Genomic DNA, 19406 nt, shown 5'->3' with positions numbered 1-19406 from the left:
CCGGTCGATAGAATCCACCGGATGACCCCTGTGCCCGCCACGCTGCCCCCTTTTGACGCCGAACAGGCCCTGCGCCTGGCCCGCGAGACCTTTGACATTGAGGCGGCGGCGCTGACCGGGCTGGCGGCCCGCGTCGATGGCGTGTTTGCCGAGGCCGTGTTGATGGTGCTGCAGGCCCGTGGCCGTGTGGTGGTGATGGGCATGGGCAAAAGCGGCCACGTGGGCCGCAAATTTGCAGCCACGTTGGCATCTACGGGCACGCCGGCGTTTTTTGTGCACCCGGCCGAGGCCAGCCACGGCGATCTGGGCATGGTCACGGGCGACGACCTGGTCCTGGCGATCTCCAACAGCGGCGAAAGTGGTGAACTGACGGCCATCCTGCCCGTGCTCAAGCGCCTGGGCGCCCCGCTGATCGCGATGACCGGCGGGCTGCAGTCCACGCTCGCCCGCCATGCCGACCTGGTGCTCGACTGCAGCGTGGAGCGTGAGGCCTGCCCCCTGAACCTGGCCCCCACCGCCAGCACCACGGCCCAGCTGGCCATGGGCGACGCGCTGGCCGTGGCCCTGCTCGACGCCCGGGGCTTCCGCCCTGAAGACTTTGCCCGTTCGCACCCTGGCGGTGCGTTGGGGCGCAAGCTGCTCACCCATGTGAGCGATGTCATGCGCACCGGCAGCGAGGTGCCGCGTGTGGCTCCCGACGCCTCCTTCAGCGACCTCATGCGCGAAATGAGTGCCAAGGGCCTGGGCGCCTCGGCCGTCGTGGATGCCGCCGGCCAGGTGCTGGGCATCTTCACCGACGGCGACCTGCGCCGCCGCATCGAGGCCGGGGCCGACCTGCGCACTGCCACGGCGGGCCAGGTCATGCACCCCCACCCGCGCCGCATTGCCCCGGACGCCCTTGCGGTGGACGCCGCCGAAATGATGGAGGCGCATGCCATCACCAGCGTGCTGGTGGTGGATGCGGGAGGGGTGCTCACGGGGGTGGTGCACATCGGCGACCTGATGCGAGCCAAAGTCATATGACCTCACTTCAAATGACCCCCCTGAGTCGCTGCGCGCCTTCCCCCTTAAGGGACGCACCCGGTGGCCCGGCGAAGCCGGTTCCACGGGTGCACTGGTCTTGGCTGTGCCCGTTCGATCTGCATGCCCCTTATTGAAATGACCCTGCCCGTGCTGCAATTTCCCCCCGAGCTGCTGCTGCGCGCCCAAGGCGTGCGCATTGCCTTCTTCGATGTCGATGGCGTGCTGACCGATGGCGGCCTGTATTTCAGCGAATCGGGCGAAACGCTCAAGCGCTTCAATACGCTGGACGGGCATGGGCTCAAGCTGCTGCAAAAGGCGGGCATCACGCCTGCGGTCATCACGGGCCGCGACTCCGCGCCGCTGCGCGTGCGCCTGAAGGCGCTGGGGGTCGAACACGCGGTGTTCGGCACCGAAGACAAACGCCCCGCCGCAGAACAGATGCTGGCCACGCTGGGGCTGGACTGGTCCCAGGCTGCTGCGATGGGTGACGACTGGCCCGACCTGCCGGTGATGTGCCGCAGTGCTTTCGCGTGCGCCCCGGCCAACGCCCAGGCCGAAGTGCGCCACGCCGCCCATTTTGTGACGCAGGCCCGGGGCGGCGATGGTGCCGCGCGCGAGCTGTGTGATCTGCTGCTGGTGGCCTCGGGCCGCTATGCCGCACTGCTGGCGGAGTACACCGCATGAACCGGGGTTTTCTGCGCTCTTTCCCCACCTGCCAGGTTGTCGTGCCTGGCCCGGAGGCAACACCGTGATGCGCAACTGGGTCCGCCAGGGCTGGGAACAGTTCTCGCTCTATCTGCCCGTCGTGCTCATGGGGCTGCTGGCGCTGGGCACCTGGTGGCTGGTGCGCAACGCGCCCATGCCCCTGCTGCCTGCCATCGAGCGCCAACAAGGCAACCAGCCCGACTATTTCATGAAGTCGTTCTCGGTAAAAAGCTTTGACGCGAGCGGGCGCTTGCAAAGCGAAGTGCAGGGCGAAGAAGCGCGGCACTACCCCGACTCCGACACGCTGGAGATCGACAAAGCGCGCATGCGCTCGGTGACGCCGCAGGGTCGCCTCACCGTGGCCACGGCAGACCGCGCCCTGACCAACGCCGATGGTTCGGAGGTGCAGCTGTTTGGCAATGCCATCGTCACGCGCGAGCCCCTGCCCGCCAAGCCAGGGTCACCCGCCCAGCCTCGGCTGGAGTTCCGCAGCGAATTCCTGCACGCCTACACCAACACCGAGCGCGTGCGTTCCGACAAGCCCGTTACCCTCACGCGCGGCAATGATCGCTTCACGGCCGACGGCATGGACTACGACAACCTCGACCAGGTGCTGCAGCTGCGCGGACGTGTGCGTGGCGTGCTCCAGCCTGGCGCGGCCAAACCCTAGTACGCGTTGCCCACGTCCGGAACCTGCATGACCACTCCCCTTGTCTTCATCACCGGCGCGTCCAGCGGCATCGGCCAGGCCCTGGCCCTGCGCTTTCACCGGTCGGGCTACCGCCTGGCCCTGGTGGCGCGCCGCACTTCTGAGGTCAAAACATGGGCTAGCGCTCAAGGAATAAGCGCTGACAGCTACGAAATTTATAGTGCAGATGTAGCCGTGACCGACAGCATCGTTGCTGCGGGCCGCGATTGCATCGCACGCCAAGGGGTGCCTGACGTGGTCATTGCCAATGCGGGCATCAGTGTGGGCATGGACACGGCAGTGCGCGACGACATCGAGGTGATGGCACGCACCTTTGCCACCAACAACATCGGCGTGGCGGCCACCTTCCATCCCTTTGCGGACGCGATGGCGCAGCGTGGCAGCGGCACGCTGGTGGGCATCGGCAGCGTGGCAGGCATCCGTGGCCTGCCCGGGCATGGTGCGTATTGCGCCAGCAAGGCGGCCGTCATCAGCTACTGCGAGAGCCTGCGCGGGGAGATGCGCCCCCACGGAGTGCGTGTGGTCACCATTTCTCCGGGCTACATCGACACGCCGCTCACCCGCCAGAACCGCTACAGCATGCCGTTTCTGATGCAGGCCGATGATTTTGCGGGCCGTGCCTTCCGGGCCATCACGGCCGGTGTCAGCTACCGGGTCATCCCCTGGCAAATGGGGGTGGTTGCCAAGTTGCTGCGCATGGTGCCGAACGTGCTGTTTGACAAGCTGCTGGCCGGGCGCCCGCGCAAGCGGCGGCAGAGCGAGCAGTAGCTCCTAGGTCCACCGGAGGTGGTTTTTGGCCGCCGGTTCGGGGCGGTCCTGGCTGCGATAGAAGCAAGGCGTGGCGGTTGTGCATGAAAAAAGCCCCCGAGGGGGCTTTCAGAGAAACGTCGCAGGTCTGCTTCAGTAGCCGTTGCCACCACCGCCACCATAGCCGCCGCCACCACCGCCGTTACGGCCACCGCCGCCACCGCCGTTGCGGGAGCCAGAACCGTAGGGGCTGCGGAATCCGCCTTCGCTGCGGCCACCGCCACCACCACCGCCGTAACCGCCGCCACCCTCGCGGCCGCCGCCATAGCCACCACCGCCGCCGCCTTCACGGCCACCGCCGTAACCGCCGCCACCACTGCGACCACCGCCGCCGCCGTAACCGCCACCACCGCCGCCAAATCCGCCACTGCGGGGTGGGCGGGGCTCCATGGGGCGTGCCTCGTTCACGACGATGCTGCGGCCACCCAGTGGCTGGCCATTCATGCCATTGATGGCGGCCTGGGCTTCCGCGTCACTGCCCATTTCCACGAAACCAAAGCCCTTGGAGCGGCCTGTGTCGCGCTCCATCATGACCTTGGCGCTGGTCACTGCGCCGAATTGGCCAAAGGCCTGTTCGAGATCGCTGTCGCGCACCGAGTACGGCAGGTTGCCGACGTACAGTTTGTTGCCCATTGAGGGACTCCTCAAAAACACATGGAAAAAGCGATGGAGTCCCGAAAACGCAGCCAGCTAATCTCAATGACGCTCTCAGCGCGAAACTGACGGATCACCGCAAACTTTAAGCGGGGGAAACCCCGCTGGCTCATTATGCGCCACACTTTTGCGGAAAAAGCAAGCGGCAATGCCGACTGTGGTGGCGATGCCGCGCAGGCATGAAAAAAGGAGCCCAGGGGCTCCTTTGTGTTGCCTTTGGCAGACCGCAAAGGTCTGCCAGCAAGGTCTTTTTAGTAGCTGCTACGGCCACCGCCGTAACCACCACCACCGCCGCCGCCGCTACGGCCACCGCCGTAACCGCCGCCGCCACCACCGCCGTAGCCGCCGCCACCGTTGCCGCCGCCGAAGCCGCCGCTACGGGGAGCGCGGGGCTCCATGGGACGGGCTTCGTTGACCACGAGGTCACGGCCGCCGAAATTGGTGCCATGCACGCCTTGGATGGCGGCTTGGGCTTCAGCATCGCTGCCCATTTCGACAAAGCCGAAACCCTTGGAGCGGCCGGTGTCGCGCTCCATCATGACCTTGGCGCTGCCGACCGAGCCGTACTGGCTGAAGGTCTGTTGCAGATCTTCGTCGCGGAAAGAGTAGGGCAGGTTGCCCACGTAAAGTTTGTTGCCCATGAAGGACTCCTGAAAAAACACAAAAACGCGATGGAGTCCGACGCAATCAACAAACCTGTGACGACTTCAAAGACGCGAAACTGACCATTCACCGCTAAGCTAACTGCTTTCCTGCAAGCAGAAAAGCGAACCCATTATTAATCACTTTATGAGGCGTGTGGGGTTTATTTCTGGATCAAGCCATCCATCCTGCACAAATTTGTGGGTATTTTGGAGCGTGCAACGGCGGTTTTCAGGGGAAACCCGCAGGGTCTGAACAGCCACCCGAACCTGGCCCGTCGCCACCTTTCGGCAACCACCCGCCTGTTTTCCGTGTCGGAAGCAGGGTAAAATCCGCGAGTCTTTGGGGAGTAGCCCGCCCGGCCGCGCAATGCGCCGGGGGCATGCGTCAACACACTTGGGTTCTTCGAAACCTATGGCGTATGCGGCTTTTGAGCTGGGCGAGACCATTGACTGCAAACCGATCCACATGGCCGGAGTCGGGGTGCAGTCAATGCGTTTTCCACCCATCCGGCCGGATAGGACCCCCTCCCCCATGGAAGCCTTTTTCATTTCTACCGCCATCGTCGCGCTCGCCGAGATGGGCGACAAGACGCAGCTGCTCGCGCTCGTGCTGGCCGCACGTTTTCGCAAACCCTGGCCGATCGTGCTTGGCATCCTGGTGGCGACCCTGGTGAATCACGGCCTGGCCGGGGCTTTGGGTGCCTGGGTGACCACGTTCCTCGGCCCCCAGGTACTGCGCTGGATCCTGGGTGCATCGTTCATCGCCATGGCGGTGTGGATGCTGATCCCCGACAAGCTGGACGAAGGCGAAGCCGACGGATCGCCACGCTGGGGGGTGTTTGGCACCACCGTGGTCGCATTCTTCCTGGCCGAAATGGGCGACAAGACCCAGATCGCCACCGTCATGCTGGCCGCGCAGTACAACGCCTACCTGTGGGTGGTGGCGGGCACCACGCTCGGCATGATGATCGCCAACGCGCCGGTGGTATGGCTGGGCGAGCGCATCACTCGCCGTGTGCCCATTCGCGCTGTCCATGTGGTCTCGGCGGTGATTTTTCTGGTGCTGGGGCTGGTGGCGATCTTCACGCCCGCCGGGTGAGCAGCAGCGGCCGTTTTGGTATATTTGCCAGACGCGCCGATTTGCCACAGCTTGCGGGCGCTTTATAAATCCTGCTAAAGACCCGTCCGACACATCCGCCCGGCCTCGTTTTTAGCGACGCCGGGTTTTTTTATGTCGTTTCTTGCCACGCCCCAGTCCATGCATTTTCCGGAGGTGCTCCCGCTGCAAAGCGGTGCGACCATCCGCGACTACCACCTGGCCTACGAGACCTACGGCACGCTCAATGCCGACCGCTCGAACGCCGTGCTCGTGTGCCACGCCCTCAATGCCTCGCACCACGTCGCGGGCGTCTACGCCGGGCAGGACAAGAGTGAGGGCTGGTGGGACAACATGATCGGCCCCGGCAAGCCCGTGGACACCGACCGATTCTTCGTGATCGGCGTGAACAACCTGGGCTCCTGCTTTGGCTCCACCGGCCCCATGCACAACCATCCCGATACGGGCGAGGTCTATGGCGCGGACTTCCCCGTGGTCACGGTGGAAGACTGGGTCAACGCCCAGGCGCGGTTGCTCGACCGTCTGGGCATCCAGCAACTGGCCGCCGTGCTGGGCGGCAGCCTGGGCGGCATGCAGGCGCTGAGCTGGACGCTCCAGTATCCCGAGCGCATGCGCCACGCGGTGGTGGTGGCCAGCGCCCCCAACCTCACGGCCGAGAACATTGCCTTCAATGAGGTGGCCCGCCGCGCCATCGTGACCGACCCGGACTTCCACGGCGGCCACTTTTATCGCCACGGCGTGATCCCCAAGCGTGGCCTGCGCATCGCCCGCATGATCGGCCACATCACGTACCTGAGCGACGATGTGATGAACGAGAAGTTCGGCCGGCAGCTGCGCGAAGGCCTGGAACTGAAATACAGCACCCAGGACATCGAGTTTCAGATCGAAAGCTACCTGCGCTACCAGGGCGACAAGTTCAGCGACTACTTCGACGCCAATACTTACCTGCTCATCACCCGCGCGCTCGACTACTTCGACCCCGCGCGCACCCATGCCGGCAACCTCACGCGGGCCCTGGCCCGGGCGCAGGCCAGGTTCCTGCTGGTGAGCTTCACCACCGACTGGCGCTTCTCACCCAAGCGCAGCCGCGAGATCGTGAAGGCCTTGCTCGACAACCGCCGCAGCGTGAGCTACGCCGAGATCGACGCGCCCCACGGGCACGATGCCTTTTTGCTCGATGACGCCCGGTACATGGGCGTCATGCGCTCTTACTTTGATAGCATTGCCAAGGAGTTGCAACCATGACCGAAAAAGCGGCGATGCAAGCCTTGGCGCGCCTGGTGCCCCCCGGCTCGCGCGTGCTCGACCTGGGCTGTGGCAACGGCGCCATGCTCGACTACCTGCAGCGCGAGCGCGGCTGCAGTGGCTATGGCGTGGAGATCGACGACGCCAACGTGCTGGCCTGCGTGCAGCGCGGTGTGGATGTGATCCAGCTCAACCTCGACGAGGGGCTGGCCATGTTCGACGACAACAGCTTTGACGTGGTGCTGCAGATCGACACGCTGCAGCATCTGCGCAATGCCGAAACCATGCTGCGCGAGACAGCGCGTGTGGGCCGCACGGGTGTGGTGGCCTTCCCTAACTTTGCGCACTGGCCCAACCGCCTGTCCATCCTGCGCGGGCGCATGCCGGTGACGCGGCGCCTGCCCTACCAGTGGTACGACACGCCCAACATCCGCGTGGGTACCTACAAAGACTTCGAAGTGCTGGCCACCAAGAACAGCCTGCGCATCCTCGACTCCTTCGGGCTGCAGGACGGGCAAGAGGTGCGTTGGCTGCCCAATGCACGCGCGGGCACGGCCGTTTTTCACTTCGAACACGCGTAGGCCTCCTCGCGACACGACGCTGTCAAGCGCATCGGCTAAGGTGCGGGCTCCGTTTGTAGGAGACCCGCATGAAACGCATTGCACTGCGCGCCGTGACTGCCGCCGCGCTGCTCACCACCTGGGCGCTGGGCGCCGTCGCCCAGGCCTGGCTGCCCACCCCCACCGTCATTGCCCACCGGGGCGCATCGGCCCTGCGGCCGGAGCACACGCTCGCCGCGTACCAGAAGGCCATTGACGACGGCGCCGACATCATTGAGCCCGACCTGGTGATCACCAAGGACGGCGTGCTGGTGGCCCGGCACGAGAACGCCATTGCCATCCTGGGCCCCGATGGCTCTGTGAAGGAAGCCACCACCGACGTGGTGGACCGCACCGAGTTCGCGGGCCGCAAAACCACCAAGACCATCGACGGCCAAGCCATCACCGGCTGGTTCACCGAAGACTTCACGCTGGCCGAGCTCAAAACCCTGCGCGCCCGCGAACGCATCCCTGCACAGCGCCCGGCCAACGTGGCCTACAACGGCCAGTTCGAGGTGCCCACCTTGCAGGAAGTGATCGACCTGGCCAAGGCGGCCACGGCCAAGACCGGTCGCACCATCGGCATCTACCCCGAGACCAAACACCCCACCTACTTCCAGTCCATCGGCCTGCCGCTGGAGGCGCCGCTGCTGGCCGTGCTGGAGAAGAACGGCTGGAACCACAAGGACGCGCCCGTGTTCGTGCAGTCGTTCGAGGTCAGCAACCTGCAGGCGATCCGCAAGCTCAGCAGCGTGCGCCTGGTGCAGCTGGTTGCCCCTTCGGGCCGGCCATATGACTTTGTGGCCCAGGGCGCGGCCAACACGCGCGCTTATGCCGACCTGATCACGCCCGAGGGCCTGAAGCAGGTGGCCACTTACGCCAACGCCATTGGGCCATTCAAGACCCTGGTGGTGCCGGTGAAGGACGGTGTGCCCGGCGAGCCCACGCCGCTGGTCGCGCAGGCCCATGCCGCCGGGCTGGCAGTGCATATCTGGACGCTGCGTCCCGAAAACGCCTTCCTGCCCGCCGGTCTGAAGAAGGCGCCCACCACCGATGGCACCGTGCGCGGCGACAGCGTGGCCGAGATCACGGCCTATCTGCGCGCGGGCATCGACGGTTTCTTCACCGACGACTCGGCGGTGGGCCGTGCTGCAGTGCAGGCCTTCACGGCGAAGGCGACGAAGTAACAGGTGCCGGGCGCGGCTTGCCCGGTGCGGAACGCGCCCCCTGGCGCAACCCCAGTTGCCGCGCCTTCTCCACCCACAGCGCCAGCCGGTCAGCGCTGGCGCTGCGCACGGGGCCAAAGCTGTGCACCTGCACGGGCCGGATGCCGCAGAACTCCAGGATGGCTTTCTTCATCTGCTGGTGCCCCGGCATGCGCGTGACCCAGCGGAAGTACCAGGGCGGCGAGTCCATGGTCACCAGCAGCTCGGCCGAGCGGCCTGCCAGCAGCTTGTCCCACAACGATGAGCCCTTGCGGTACTTGAAGGCGTAACCCGGCAGCAGCACGCGGTCGATAAAACCCTTGAGCAGCGCGGGCATGGCGCCCCACCAGATGGGGTACACCCACACCAGGTGGTGCGCCCAGCTGATGTCGGCCTGCGCGGCCAGCAAATCGGGTTCCAGCGGCTGGGCAGCGCCATAGCCCTGGAACAGGGGGTTGAAGGTCAGCTGACCCACGTCCAGAAACCGCACCTGCGCCCCTGCGCGCCGGGCGCCCTCGGCATAGGCACGTGCCATGCCTGCGCACAGGCTCTCGGCGGTGGGGTGGCCCAGGATGACCAGAATGTTTTGTTGCTCTGCCACAGACGCTCCATCACGGTGTTGTTGATGGCGCCATGGTCACCCTGCCCCACGGGGCAGAGTCAAGCGGTCAGGTCAAGTCGCGGTGAATCTCGCAGCGCCCGCCGTGGTAGCTGCACCAAATTGCGCGGGGTTGTGCGCTGGAGGTGCCACCGCCAGTGTGGAGGGCGCAGCGCAGGCTTCGGGTGCCACGGGCACGGCCAGCGTGTCGCAGGTGTGCAGCTCGGCTTCCAACAGCGCCAGCTGTGCGTCCAGCGCTGACAGGCGCGCCAGCTCCTGCGCCACGGCGGCCCGCCGCCGGGCCACCAGCTGGGCCATGCGTTCCCAGCCTGCAGCGGTGTCGATGTGGGGCAGGCCATCCAGCTCCGACAGCCGAAAACCCAGCGCCTGGGCCTGGCGGATCAGCAACACGCGGGCCACATCGGCCTCGCCATAGTGGCGGTAGCTGCCCGCGCGCGCCACCGTGCCCAGCAGGCCCCGCGACTCATACAGCCGGATGGCCTTGGGCGTGGTGCCGGTGCGTTGGGCGAGTTCTCCGATGCGCATTGGGTGTCCTGGTAGGAGAGCAAAATACTATCAAATTAGTAGCTACTGGCGCTTATCCATTAAGCGCTAGGTGCCAATTTGGCTCATATTTTTCATGGGTGGAGCCTGGTTGAGGCTTGTCAAGAGCTGCTGGCCCCGATGCTGCACGATAAGCTGCTGCGCTCTGATTCCACCTTCCGCCCGCGCCCGCCATGCCCCAGTTTGCCGCCAATCTGAGCCTGATGTACACCGAGCTGCCGTTTCTGGACCGCTTTGCCGCTGCGGCGCGCGACCGGTTCACGGCGGTGGAGTTCTTGTTTCCCTATGCCTTCGAGCCCGTCGAGGTGGCGGCCCGGCTTGCGGACAACGGCTTGCAGCTGGTGCTGTTCAATGCCCCGCCTGGCGGCACCGACCGCAGCCGCATGGCGGCGGCGTGGGACCAGAACGCGCGCGGCACCGCAGCGCTGCCTGGGCATGAGGCCGAGTTCCGCGCGGGCGTGCAAGAAGCCCTGCGCTATGCCGAGGTGCTGGGCTGCCCGCGCATCCACGTGCTCTCGGGCATCGTGCCGCCCGGCGTGGAGCGCGAATCCCTCAAGGACCTGTGCGTTGGCAACCTGCGCTGGGCGGCGGCCGAGGCTGCGCGCGCGGGGTGCGACATCCTCATCGAGCCCATCAACCTGCGCGACGTGCCGCGCTACTTTCTGAACCGGCAGGATCACGCGCACGAGCTGCTCGATGCGGCGCAGGCCCCCAACCTCAAGGTGCTGATGGACCTCTACCACTGCCAGATCGTGGAGGGTGACGTGGCCACCAAGCTGCACCAGTACCTGCCCACGGGCCGGGTGGCGCATGTTCAGATTGCCGGTGTGCCCGGCCGCCACGAGCCCGACCGGGGCGAGCTGCACTACCCTTTCCTGTTCGAGATGCTGGACGCTCTGGGCTACAGCGGCTGGGTGGGGTGTGAATACCGCCCGGAGGCCGATACCTCGGCCGGTCTGGCGTGGCGGGACCGGGCGCTGGCGGAGTCTGCAGCGGATTCCTAGGCGCAATTGCCCCGCGCCTCCAGTCCGCGCAATTGCGTAAGGGAATGCGTGAATAAATGTAACAAGACTCTGGCCGTAGATTCAAAGCAGACCGGCCCAGCTGGTTTTGTGCATTTGTATTCACCCGCAGGAGACATCCCCCATGGCAGCATCCCTGGCCAACAACCGTTCCGTCGCGCGCCAGGTCACGCTGACCGCCATTGCGCTGGTGGCCCTGGTGCTGGTGCTGGTGGGGCTGGCCATTGCCGTGCTGACCGAGCGCAGCACCCGCGCCCTGGTCGCCTCCAGTGTGGGCGACACCGCGCAGAGCGTGGCGCAGTCGCTGGACGCCGCTGACAACACCAACCGCGAGCTGGTGCAGCTGACCATGAAGGGCTTTCAGCGCTACTTCGAGGCCACCATGCAGCTCGACGAGGCCACGGGCGAGCTGCGCAGCTACGGCGCGCTGGTCAATGAGGACTACGGCTCGGTCGACAAGTTCGCCAGCGAGACCGGCGGTATCGCCACCGTGTTCGCCAAGAAGGGCGATGACTTCGTGCGCATCACCACCTCGGTCAAGAACGAACAGGGCGCGCGCCAGCAGGGCACGCCGCTGGGCAAGGACGACCCGGCCTATGCCACCGTGTCCAAGGGCGAGCCCTACACCGGCGTCACCGTGGTGGGCGGCAAGCCCTTCATGGGCCACTACCTGCCCGCCAAAGACGCTTCGGGCAAGGTGATTGCGCTGCTGTTCATCGGCAACGACATCAGCGTGTTCCACGCCATGCTGCAAAAGCAGGTAGCGCAGACCAAATTCTTCGAGCATGGCGGCACGTACGTGATCAACCCCGGCACCTCGCTCGACAAGGCGGTGTTTGTGTACCACCCCACCGCACGCGGCAAGCGTGTGCTGGAGGCCTACCCCCAGGCCCGCCCGTTTTTTGAAGCCTTGGCCGCATCGCCCGATGGCTTTGTTCGTGAAGCCGTCCCTGTGTTGGGCGCAGGCGCCGAAGACCCCTGGGCCCTGGTGCGCAAAACCGGCGGCGGCTGGTGGGTGGTGGCCGAGGTGGCCGATGGCGAGGCCATGGCCAGCCAGCGCCGCGTCACGCTCGCCGTGTGGGGGTTGATGGCCGTGGCCGTGGTGCTGCTGGCCATCGGCCTGTTCCTCATGCTGCGCCGGGGCGTAAGCCGCCCGCTGCAGGACCTGACCCAGGCCATCACCTTGGTAGCGCAGGGCGATCTGACCGAAGAATTCCGCACCACGCGGCGCGACGAAATCGGCGCGCTGGTGCAGGAGGTGGAAGGCATGCGCCAGCGCTACACGCAGATGCTGCAGCAGGTGCGCACGGCGGTGGACAGCATCACCACCGCCAGCGCCGAGATCGCCAGCGGCAACCAGGACCTGTCGGCCCGCACCGAGGCCACGGCCAGTAGCCTCGCACAGACCGCGCAGAGCATGGAGCACCTCACCTCCACCGTGCGCCAGTCGGCCGACGCCGCGCGCCAGGCCAATCAGCTGGCCAGCACCGCCGCGGCCGTGGCCGCACGCGGTGGCCAGGTGGTGGGCGAGGTGGTCACCACCATGGGCGACATCAACCAAAGCTCGCGCAAGATTGCCGACATCATCGGCGTGATCGATTCCATTGCGTTCCAGACCAACATCCTCGCGCTGAATGCGGCAGTGGAAGCTGCCCGTGCTGGCGAACAGGGCCGGGGCTTTGCCGTGGTGGCCAGCGAGGTCCGCAACCTAGCCGGGCGCAGTGCCGAGGCCGCGCGCGAGATCAAGGCGCTCATCGGCGCCTCGGTGGAGCGGGTGGAATCGGGCGCACGCCTGGTGCAGAACGCGGGCACCACCATGGACGAGATCGTGGGCTCGGTCAAACGCGTAGGCGACATCATTGGTGAGATCACAGCGGCATCGAGCGAGCAGTCCGACGGTATCGGCCAGGTCAATACTGCCGTGAACCAACTGGACCAGATGACACAGCAGAACGCTGCCCTGGTGGAGGAATCCGCTGCCGCAGCCCAAAGCCTGCGGGAGCAGGCCTCCCGCCTGGCGGGGGCGGTGCAGGTGTTCAAGCTCTCGCGGACCGAGGGCGCTGCCGGTGGCGGTATCGGCTACACCCAGCGCGCGGCCCTGGCCGCGCCCATGGCACAAAAGGGCGAGGGCGAGGTGGTGCACGCCCCCGGCAGTGGCGCGCGCGCACCCGCCCAGTTGCAATAGCCCACTGCATCCGACCAATCGGCTGTGCGGCGGGGGCGCGTGGTCATCTGGCGGTTTGCGGTCTGCAGACCTTCGTTTATGCTGATCTGAAACCCCCCACCACACCGCCCACCCCCATCCATGGCCGCCCACGTTCCCACCATGCTGGTCATGATCATCGTGAGTTCGCTCATGATGGCCGCCTCCATGGCTGTGGTGGGCTGGGGGCGTCGGCGCGATGGCCTGGGGCGGTGGGCGGCCGCCCTGATGGTCAATGCCGTCGGGCATTTGCTGATCATGCTGCGGGGCCTGGTGCCGGATGTGGTGTCCATCGTGCTGGGCAACCTGCTGCTGTCCTGCGTGTTTGTGGGGATGATCGCCGCGATCTACCAGTTCCAGGGGCGCCCGCCACGGTGGCTGCTGCTGCTCACACCGTCGGCGCTGGTCACGTGTTTTGTCATCGTGTTTATCGACAACTTTCCGGCGCGCGCGAGTTTTGTGGGCCTGGTCATCGGGCTGCAGGCCGTGTGGGCTCTGGTAGCGGCCCTGGAGCGCCGCCATGCCACCGTGGGGCGCGGGCAGTGGCTGCTGGTGGCAGGGCTGGGCCTGGAGGCCCTGGTGCTGGGCGGCCGCGCGCTGCTGGCCTTGGGCGAAAGCCAGACGGCCACCAGCATCCTCCAGGGCAGCCTGCTGCAGACGCTGACCTTCATGGCCACGTTTTCTGTGGTGCTCATCAGCTCCATGGGATTTGTGTTCATGTCACGCGACCGTGCCGACGAGAACAACCGCATCATGGCGGCGCTGGATCCGCTTACCGGCGTGGCCAACCGCCGCTCGCTGATCGCGGCGCTGGACCGCGACGTCTCGCGCGCCGTGCGCTCGCGCGAATCCATCGCGCTCATGATGGTGGACATCGACCACTTCAAGCGGGTCAACGACCGCTACGGGCACCCCGCCGGTGACCAGGTGCTGTGCAGCGTGGTCAATGTGCTGAGCGAGCGCGTGCGGGCGCAGGACCTGGTGGGCCGCTACGGGGGTGAGGAATTCATGGTGGTGCTGCCCGACACCACGTTGCTGGGGGCCGAGCAGCTGGCGCGGGAACTGTGCAAGGCGGTGGAGGAATCGCGTTGCCGCATCCGCGCAGTCGGCGGAGCCGCGCCAGATGCAACCACCGACGCGGCCCTGGGCATTGCCGTCACGGTCAGCATTGGCGTCTTTGGCGGCCGGCTGGAGCCCGGCGACAGCTGGGACATGCTGATCGCCGCAGCCGACCGTGCGCTCTACCAGGCCAAGGAAAACGGCCGCAACCGGGTGGAGGTGTCCACCAGCCTGCGGCGCCCCGCCTCCCTGGCGGCGGCACAGGCCAATCCCGACACGCATCCTGTTTCCCGGTATTGACCCCCAAGAGGGACGCGGGACGGGCCACGCTGGGCACACCACCCGAAGAAGAGCTGCGCCCCCTGCCACAGCGCTGCCAGACTATGTCGCGGGTGTATGGATACCTGCCATGGCGCCCGCACAGGCGTTGTGTTGGAATGCTGGTTTCGGTCCACAAGATCCGCCGTATTCAGGAGAGCTGCCCATGAACGCCCGAGTCCCCCCCACGCCCTGCAACCCGCCCTGGCCCTCGAACGGGTCAGCCAAGCCTGGGACAACGACATTGTTCGCCAGCTCACCGACTACATCGCCATCCCCGCCAAGTCGCCCATGTTCTCGCCCGATTGGGCCGAGCAGGGCCTGCTCGACACCGTGGTGCGCAACGCCGCCGCGTGGGTCGAGTCGCAGAAGGTTGAAGGCCTCACGCTCGAAATCGTGCGTCTGGAAGGCCGCACCCCCGTGCTGTTCTTTGAAATCGACGCCACCCAGGCCGGCGCCACCGATACCGTGCTCATGTACGGCCACCTCGACAAGCAACCCGAGTTCAGCGGCTGGCGCAACGACCTCGGCCCTTGGACGCCCAAGTACGAAGACGGCAAGCTCTATGGCCGGGGCGGCGCCGACGACGGCTACGCGGTCTATGCCAGCATCGCCGCCGTGCAGGAGCTCAAGCGCCAGAACGTGCCCCACCCGCGCATCGTGGGCCTCATTGAAACCTGCGAAGAAAGCGGCTCGCGCGACCTGCTGCCCTACATCGATGCACTGAAGCCCCGCATGGGCAACGTGGCGCTGGTCGTGTGCCTGGACTCGGGCGCCGGCAACTACGACCAGCTGTGGCTCACCACCAGCCTGCGCGGCATGGCCACCGGCACGCTCAAGGTCGAGATCCTCACCGAAGGCATCCACTCCGGTGACGCCTCGGGCCTGGTGCCTTCGTCGTTCCGCATCATGCGGCAGGTGCTCGACCGGCTCGAAGACAGCGCCACCGGCCGTCTCCTGCCCCAGAGCTTTCATTGCGAAGTGCCTGCCGACCGCCTGGCCCAGGCCCGCGCCACGGCGGGCATCCTGGGCGAAGAGGTGTACAAGCGCTTCCCCTGGGCGCACTACGACTGCGGCGGCTCCACCACCTTTGCATTGCCCACCACCACCGACCCGCTGCAGGCCCTGCTCAAGCGCACCTGGGAGCCCACGCTGAGCGTGACCGGCGCCGAAGGCTTCCCGGCCCTGCAGGACGCAGGCAATGTGCTGCGCCCCTACACCGCCTTCAAGCTCAGCCTGCGCCTGCCGCCCCTGGTAGATGCCGCCCAGGCTGTGCAGGAACTCAAGGCCTTGCTGGAAGACAACGCGCCCTACCAGGCCAAGGTCACCTTCCAGAGCATGAGCGGCGCCACAGGCTGGAATGCCCCCGCCACCACGCCCTGGTTCGAGCAGGCGCTCAACGCCGCCTCGCAGGCCCACTTTGGTGCGCCCTGCGGCTACATCGGCCAGGGCGGCACCATCCCGCTCATGAACATGCTCAGCGAAGGCTTCCCCACCGCGCAAATGATGGTGTGTGGTGTGCTCGGCCCCAAGAGCAACGCCCACGGCCCCAACGAGTTCCTGCATGTGCCCTACGCCAAGAAGCTCACCGCCGCCGTGGCGCAGGTGATTGCAGGCATGGCGAAAAGCTCGGGTACAACCCCCTGAGTCGCTGCGCGCCTTCCCCCTTCTCTCGAAGTCGCTGCGTGACTTCGGGAAGGGGGACGATGCCCTCGCTGCGGGGCGGCCCTTGCTCGGCATCCCCCGTGTTGCGCCCCGCCTGATCCGCGTTCTGCTCCCCTGTCTGTGCCAGCCCTTTCACCATGACCCTCGACGCCGACGAACTCGCTCCCTCCACCCTCACCACCTTCACCGCCAGCGATGGCGAAAACCTGGCTGTGCAGGACTGGCCCCTGCCCGAGGGCGAGCCCTGCCGGGGCACCGTGCTGCTGGTGCATGGCCTGGGCGAACATGTGGGCCGCTACGACGCGGTGGCCCGCCGCCTCAACGACTGGGGTTTTGCCGTGCGGGGTTACGACCAGTATGGTCACGGCGAATCCGGCGGGCCGCGTGGCGGCCTCACTTCGGACCTGCGCCTGCTGGATGACCTGGCCGACCTGGTGGACGCCACGCGCGCCCGCATGCCCGCAGGCCAGCCCCTGGTGTTGCTGGGCCACAGCATGGGCGGGCTTGTGGCTTCGCGTTTTGTGTCGTTGAAGATACGGCCTGTGGACGCCCTGGTGTTGTCATCCCCCGCGCTGGATGCGGGCCTGGGCGCCGTGCAAAAGCTGCTGCTGGCCACGCTGCCGCGCATCGCACCCAACCTGCGCGTGGGCAATGGGCTCGATGCGCAGTACCTCTCGCACGACCCGGCCGTGGTCGCGGCCTACCTGGCCGACCCGCTGTGCCACGACCGCATCAGCGCCCGCCTGGCCCGCTTCATCGCCAACGGCGGCGCCGCCACCGTGGCCCGCGCCGCGCACTGGAGCGTGCCCACGCTGCTGATGTGGGCGGGCAGCGACAAGCTGGTCCACCCTGCGGGCAGCCGTGCCTTTGCGGCCGCAGCCCCCAAGGCCGTCGTGCATGCACACTGCTTTGAACCCCTGTTCCACGAGCTGTTCAATGAAAGCCCGGAACTGGCCGAGCCGGTGTTCGACCTGCTGCAGCAGTGGCTGGTGCGGCGCTGTCCGGCAGTGAGGTAGCTGGGTCGTCGCGGTTACCCAAAATTTCAAGCCAAAATGGCCACCAGCGCTTATCTATCAAGCGCTAGCAGCTATCATTTTTGTAACAATCCGCCCAGCATTCCGAACAGGTCGTTCGAGGTACCAAACCCGCCCTGCGGCGCCTCGCCGCGCGGGCTGAGCTGGTCGATCAGGCCCGGCAGCACCTGGGCCAGCTGGCCTGCTGCAGCGCCGGGGCCCACGCCCAGTTGCGATGCGATCTGCGACAGCGGGCCGCTGCCCAGCACGTTGGACAACTGTTCGCCTGAGATCGCCTGGTTCGGCCCCGCGCTCAGCCAGGACGCAATCACATTGCCCAGCCCCGCCTGCTGAAACTTGGCCATCAGCCCCGGCAGACCACCCACCGGGCCGTCGTTGCTGATCAGGGACATCACGGCCTGCACCAGCTGCGGGTTCTGCGCAGCCAGGCTGATCAGCCCTCCCAGGCCACCACCGGCCCCACCGGCTGCAGCGGCGCCATTGCCGCCTTGCGATGCATTGTTGATAACGGCACCCAGAACGGAATCGAGCAAACCCATGGTGTTCTCCTGCAGAGGGATAAAAGACGGCGGTGCGCCGCCCCGGACGGAACCACCCATGGTACGCACCTTGGCGTCTCCTTCATGTCAACAATCGTGAATTGTGGTGCTGCGGGCCCTGCCCGGCAGGGCACGCGGCAACACGCCACCCACGGCCCGCACCACTCCCGCGCTGGTGTGTGTCGCTGAGAGGGCGCCCCGCTGCCGCGCAACTACTTGGTGCGGGGTGGACGCTTGTCCAGCAGCGGTGCGCTCACACCCTGCACCCCCACCAGCCCCAGCACCGTGACCAGCGAGGTCTGAGCACCCTTCCAGGCGTCCGTCAGGTCAATCCACTCGGACAGTGCGTGGAAGCCGCCCGTCTTGCCGCCGCCCCCGATCACGATGGCGGGGATGCCCAGCGACATCGGCACGTTGGCGTCGGTGCTGGCGCCGCCCAGCACGGTCTTGCGGCCAAACGCCGTGTTGGCGCGCACGGCCGCTTCCACAATGACCGAATCCGCCGCCGTGCGGCCACCGGGCCGGTCGCCGATGAGTTTGGTCGATGCGCTCAGGGTGTTCACACCCCAGCGTGCGTTCTCTTCGGTCACGGCGCTGTCCACGGCGGCCAGCACCTGCTTTTCGGTGGCCAGCATCGGGGCTGTTTCGTCGGAGCGGATGTCCACCGCCATGCGCGCATCCGGCGCGATGGTGTTGACCGATGTGCCGCCGCCCACAGTGCCCACGGTGAACGTGGTCTTGGGGCTCTTGGGCGTGCGGATGTCGGCGATCTTGGCAATGGCGCGGCCCATGCCGTGGATGGCGCTGGGCACCTCGCCAAACGCGGCGTAGCTGTGGCCGCCGGGGCCCTTGAAGGTCACCTCGTGGCGGTGGCTGCCCGTGCCCAGCACCAGCACCGTGCCATCGGGCGCGGGCTCCAGCGCCACCATGCCGTCGATGTCCAGGTGTTCCTTGAAAAGGTGCTTCATGCCGCGCAGGTTGCCCAGCTCTTCCTCGCCCACATTGCCCACAAACACCAGGTCGCCCACGGTGGCGATCTTCTGGTCGTTCAGCACCTTGAGCCACGACAGCAGCACGGCCAGGCCGCGCGTGTTGTCGGAAATGCCGGGCGCATAGAGCTTGCCGTCGCGCTCTTTCACCTTCACATCGGTGCCGGATGGGAACACCGTGTCCAGGTGGGCCGAGATGACCAGCTTGGGGCCGTTGCCCGTGCCCTTGCGCACGCCCACGACATTGCCTTCGGCATCGATGGCGGCGTTGGTCAGGCCCAGGGCCTGGAGCCGGGCCAGGAAGGCTTCGGCGCGCTTTTGTTCCTTGAACGGCGGCGCCTCGATCTCGGTGAGCATGCGCAGGTCTTCGGTGGCGCGGTCGTGGTCGGCCTTCACGGCGTCGAGCAGCTGCAGGATCTGGGGCGCAGCCATGAGCTGGCCGTAGGCCTTGTCCACGGCGGGTCGCAGCGTGGTGGGTGTGGGCGCCACGGCGCCGAACTGCGCATGGGCGGCACCGGGCAGCAAGGCGGCGCAGACGAGGGCCATGGCACCCGCAAGGGCTGTGGCACGGAAGGTATGGAGAGGGAGAGTCATGGTGATCCAGCGAAACACGAACACAAACGGAAGGGTGACCGGCCTGTCCAGCCATCGTGGATGGAGCCGTGGGCCGGCATGCAGTGCCATGCAATTGTTGGACCGAACCCTGC

Annotated in this window: 18 protein-coding genes, 1 pseudogene and 1 riboswitch; of the genes and pseudogenes, 13 read left to right on the top strand and 6 right to left on the bottom strand. The window is 66.6% G+C overall.

The window, feature by feature from the left end; all coding sequences use genetic code 11:
• Nucleotides 1-21: 21 nt before the first annotated feature.
• The 4 genes from C8C94_RS18175 (at nucleotide 22) to C8C94_RS18160 (ending at nucleotide 3205) form a co-directional block, all read left to right on the top strand.
• Complete coding sequence (locus tag C8C94_RS18175; protein WP_121421701.1) at nucleotides 22-1023, top strand: SIS domain-containing protein; 1002 nt, start codon at nucleotides 22-24, stop codon at nucleotides 1021-1023.
• A 120-nt stretch (nucleotides 1024-1143) separates the two neighbouring features.
• Entirely contained in the window at nucleotides 1144-1707 is a 564-nt protein-coding gene (locus C8C94_RS18170; protein ID WP_121421700.1) for an HAD family hydrolase, read from the top strand.
• Nucleotides 1708-1774: 67 nt separating this feature from the next.
• Nucleotides 1775-2398, top strand: a complete 624-nt coding sequence (lptC, locus tag C8C94_RS18165) for an LPS export ABC transporter periplasmic protein LptC (RefSeq protein ID WP_121421699.1) — start codon at nucleotides 1775-1777, stop codon at nucleotides 2396-2398.
• A gap of 27 nt (nucleotides 2399-2425) precedes the next feature.
• On the top strand, nucleotides 2426-3205 hold the full coding sequence (locus C8C94_RS18160; RefSeq protein WP_121421698.1) for an SDR family oxidoreductase: 780 nt from the start codon (nucleotides 2426-2428) through the stop codon (nucleotides 3203-3205).
• A gap of 132 nt (nucleotides 3206-3337) precedes the next feature.
• On the opposite strand, the gene C8C94_RS18155 is transcribed toward C8C94_RS18160, so the two are convergent.
• Nucleotides 3338-3877 carry an RNA-binding protein gene (locus tag C8C94_RS18155; RefSeq protein WP_121421697.1) on the bottom strand — a complete coding sequence of 180 codons (540 nt, stop codon included), beginning with the start codon at nucleotides 3875-3877 and terminating at the stop codon, nucleotides 3338-3340.
• A gap of 272 nt (nucleotides 3878-4149) precedes the next feature.
• Nucleotides 4150-4539 carry an RNA-binding protein gene (locus C8C94_RS18150; RefSeq protein ID WP_121422959.1) on the bottom strand — a complete coding sequence of 130 codons (390 nt, stop codon included), beginning with the start codon at nucleotides 4537-4539 and terminating at the stop codon, nucleotides 4150-4152.
• 333 nt (nucleotides 4540-4872) lie between these two features.
• Nucleotides 4873-5058: riboswitch (yybP-ykoY riboswitch) on the top strand.
• Between the two features lie 16 nt (nucleotides 5059-5074).
• Here C8C94_RS18150 and C8C94_RS18145 point away from each other — a divergent pair.
• The 4 genes from C8C94_RS18145 (at nucleotide 5075) to C8C94_RS18130 (ending at nucleotide 8690) form a co-directional block, all read left to right on the top strand.
• Nucleotides 5075-5641: a TMEM165/GDT1 family protein gene (locus C8C94_RS18145; protein WP_121421696.1), complete on the top strand. Its 567-nt coding sequence runs from the start codon at nucleotides 5075-5077 to the stop codon at nucleotides 5639-5641.
• A gap of 132 nt (nucleotides 5642-5773) precedes the next feature.
• Nucleotides 5774-6904 carry a homoserine O-acetyltransferase gene (locus tag C8C94_RS18140; RefSeq protein ID WP_121421695.1) on the top strand — a complete coding sequence of 377 codons (1131 nt, stop codon included), beginning with the start codon at nucleotides 5774-5776 and terminating at the stop codon, nucleotides 6902-6904.
• A complete protein-coding gene (metW, locus tag C8C94_RS18135; RefSeq protein WP_108498592.1) occupies nucleotides 6901-7485 on the top strand; it encodes a methionine biosynthesis protein MetW in 585 nt (194 codons plus the stop codon). Before C8C94_RS18140 ends, metW begins: the two co-directional genes overlap by 4 nt.
• Before the next feature lie 68 nt (nucleotides 7486-7553).
• Nucleotides 7554-8690 (top strand): glycerophosphodiester phosphodiesterase, encoded by a 1137-nt coding sequence (locus C8C94_RS18130; protein WP_121421694.1) that lies wholly within the window; start codon nucleotides 7554-7556, stop codon nucleotides 8688-8690.
• Here C8C94_RS18130 and C8C94_RS18125 read toward each other — a convergent pair.
• On the bottom strand, nucleotides 8668-9309 hold the full coding sequence (locus C8C94_RS18125; RefSeq protein ID WP_121421693.1) for an NAD(P)H-dependent oxidoreductase: 642 nt from the start codon (nucleotides 9307-9309) through the stop codon (nucleotides 8668-8670). The genes C8C94_RS18130 and C8C94_RS18125 overlap by 23 nt on opposite strands.
• 72 nt (nucleotides 9310-9381) lie before the next feature.
• The gene (locus C8C94_RS18120) at nucleotides 9382-9852 is read right to left on the bottom strand and encodes a MerR family transcriptional regulator (protein ID WP_108498589.1); all 471 of its coding nucleotides are present in this window, start codon (nucleotides 9850-9852) and stop codon (nucleotides 9382-9384) included.
• Between the two features lie 191 nt (nucleotides 9853-10043).
• Between C8C94_RS18120 and otnI the strand changes: the two genes are divergently transcribed.
• The 5 genes and pseudogenes from otnI to C8C94_RS18095 all read left to right on the top strand — a co-directional run bounded on the left by otnI (nucleotide 10044) and on the right by C8C94_RS18095 (nucleotide 17153).
• Nucleotides 10044-10874, top strand: coding sequence for a 2-oxo-tetronate isomerase (otnI, locus tag C8C94_RS18115; protein ID WP_121421692.1), 831 nt, complete (start codon nucleotides 10044-10046; stop codon nucleotides 10872-10874).
• A gap of 142 nt (nucleotides 10875-11016) precedes the next feature.
• Nucleotides 11017-13077, top strand: a complete 2061-nt coding sequence (locus tag C8C94_RS18110) for a methyl-accepting chemotaxis protein (protein ID WP_121421691.1) — start codon at nucleotides 11017-11019, stop codon at nucleotides 13075-13077.
• A gap of 120 nt (nucleotides 13078-13197) precedes the next feature.
• Complete coding sequence (locus tag C8C94_RS18105) at nucleotides 13198-14454, top strand: diguanylate cyclase (protein WP_121421690.1); 1257 nt, start codon at nucleotides 13198-13200, stop codon at nucleotides 14452-14454.
• 184 nt (nucleotides 14455-14638) lie between these two features.
• Nucleotides 14639-16119 (top strand): annotated as a pseudogene (locus C8C94_RS18100) (M20 family metallopeptidase).
• 155 nt (nucleotides 16120-16274) lie between these two features.
• A complete protein-coding gene (locus C8C94_RS18095) occupies nucleotides 16275-17153 on the top strand; it encodes an alpha/beta hydrolase (protein WP_121421689.1) in 879 nt (292 codons plus the stop codon).
• A 74-nt stretch (nucleotides 17154-17227) separates the two neighbouring features.
• Here the strand turns inward: C8C94_RS18095 and C8C94_RS18090 are convergent, their stop codons facing one another.
• A complete protein-coding gene (locus C8C94_RS18090) occupies nucleotides 17228-17710 on the bottom strand; it encodes a YidB family protein (RefSeq protein WP_121421688.1) in 483 nt (160 codons plus the stop codon).
• A 212-nt stretch (nucleotides 17711-17922) separates the two neighbouring features.
• The gene (locus C8C94_RS18085) at nucleotides 17923-19293 is read right to left on the bottom strand and encodes a M20/M25/M40 family metallo-hydrolase (protein ID WP_121422957.1); all 1371 of its coding nucleotides are present in this window, start codon (nucleotides 19291-19293) and stop codon (nucleotides 17923-17925) included.
• Between the last annotated feature and the right edge of the window lie 113 nt (nucleotides 19294-19406).

This window comes from Acidovorax sp. 94, assembly GCF_003634645.1.
Classification (GTDB): domain Bacteria; phylum Pseudomonadota; class Gammaproteobacteria; order Burkholderiales; family Burkholderiaceae_C; genus Acidovorax; species Acidovorax facilis.
This window is presented reverse-complemented; position numbering and strand designations above follow the sequence as displayed.